The following is a 1,406-nucleotide window of genomic DNA, read 5'->3' as shown; positions in this document are numbered from 1 at the left end:
ACCGACTGTTTGCCGACTAAATAGCGTCATTTTACCGTCATAATTTTGAGTGACTCCGCAACCGATTCGATCCCTTTGCATAATTTCCGTTCAACAGTGCGGTCATCCATACCCTCTGCAAAATGATTAAGAGTTACGACATGCTTATTTCCGGCAATGTACCGGTAATCTATGATATTTCGAATCTCGACATCGATAATAAGATTAATTGAGCTATGAATATTGAGCACACGATTCTTAAGCAAAGTGTATAAATCATGCTGTTGTGGAGCGAGTGTTTCTAAGCCGCGCCGCTCAAATTCCGAAATCATCGCTTGGTATTTCAATAATAGATTCAAGTGTTTTTTTGCTTCTTTTATATCGGCTACCGTCGCCCTTTGAAATAACTCCATCTGATGATCGAAATCATTTACCATTGCCAACATTCCCCTCATCCTCTCTATTTGTTATAATAGAAGATGAGAAATGTATGTAAGTCCTCCGGCGCGCGTTCCCCAACACTGGCCGGAGGCTTATTTTTTACTAACCCAATTAATTCCTAAACCACCTCTGGTAATTTTAATCTCTCTGAGATACGAATTACCTTTTTTCAAATACACGCTTGGCACGATTTTCAACATGCCATACCTTGTTCTAATCCGCTCCATGACAGCAATAGGAGAAACAGGGCAAACCATTAATTTTATATTATCAATCCGCTTACCTGATTTAACGATAGGCTCAAGCTTTTCCTCAATAAGTTGAAGCGCTCGAACGTTAATCATGAATTGTTCTATAGCCAGTAGTCGATTCCACCCAGCCTAATACATCATTTGCTGTGGCAAACTGAACAGGATCGTTTTGACAATCTTGCAGAGCTCTCTCTATGGCATTAGTTTGAGCTTCGTTTATCGTTATGTTTACAAACTGGAGAAAATCAGCTGAAAACGAACCGCTAAAGCCTTCAAGGAAAATGCTACAATAATTATGGCCTTTATGCCGGAACGCGTCCGTCTTACAAGTCCAAACCTTGCCAAGATAATTCGGATTGCTTGCTTCCACGCAAGTGTGCATCACTACTTTATCGCCTTTTTTAAGTGTTGATAAAGCAGCGTGCCGTTTTTCATCTTGCTCTATTTCCTCAATAATGCTATCAATAGCATTTGCAGCTGATTCCTCACCTTCAAAGCGCAGCTGATTTGCTGCTGATTTGGCTTCCTTGATTATCACCATGTTCATGCTCTTTCCTCCCATGTTCTTCAATATTCAGTCGGTGTTCTTTCACTTAAATGCGGTTCAATTTGGATTAAAAAAGTAGTTTTGAGGCATAATAAAATGTCTTGCTAAACAAAACCAAAAGGGGTGCTGTATATGCGCGAAGGTTTGATTCCTGCCGTTCTTGGAACTGTGGTTTCTGCTTCTGGTGC

The 1,406-nt window shown here is 40.4% G+C and carries 3 protein-coding genes; all 3 read right to left on the bottom strand.

The window, feature by feature from the left end; genetic code table 11:
• Positions 1–26: 26 nt before the first annotated feature.
• Positions 27–425 (bottom strand): hypothetical protein, encoded by a 399-nt coding sequence (locus tag AC787_RS32870; protein ID WP_054029206.1) that lies wholly within the window; start codon positions 423–425, stop codon positions 27–29.
• Positions 426–512: 87 nt separating this feature from the next.
• A complete protein-coding gene (locus AC787_RS32865) occupies positions 513–764 on the bottom strand; it encodes a hypothetical protein (RefSeq protein ID WP_054029205.1) in 252 nt (83 codons plus the stop codon).
• Positions 757–1,218, bottom strand: coding sequence for a hypothetical protein (locus tag AC787_RS34410; protein WP_054029204.1), 462 nt, complete (start codon positions 1,216–1,218; stop codon positions 757–759). The genes AC787_RS32865 and AC787_RS34410 overlap by 8 nt, the downstream gene beginning before the upstream one ends.
• Positions 1,219–1,406 lie beyond the last annotated feature (188 nt).

It is taken from the genome of Bacillus sp. FJAT-28004 (genome assembly GCF_001280845.1).
GTDB lineage: Bacteria > Bacillota > Bacilli > Paenibacillales > Paenibacillaceae > Pristimantibacillus.
Note: the sequence above shows the minus strand (reverse complement) of the source record. Positions and strands in the feature narration are given on the sequence as shown.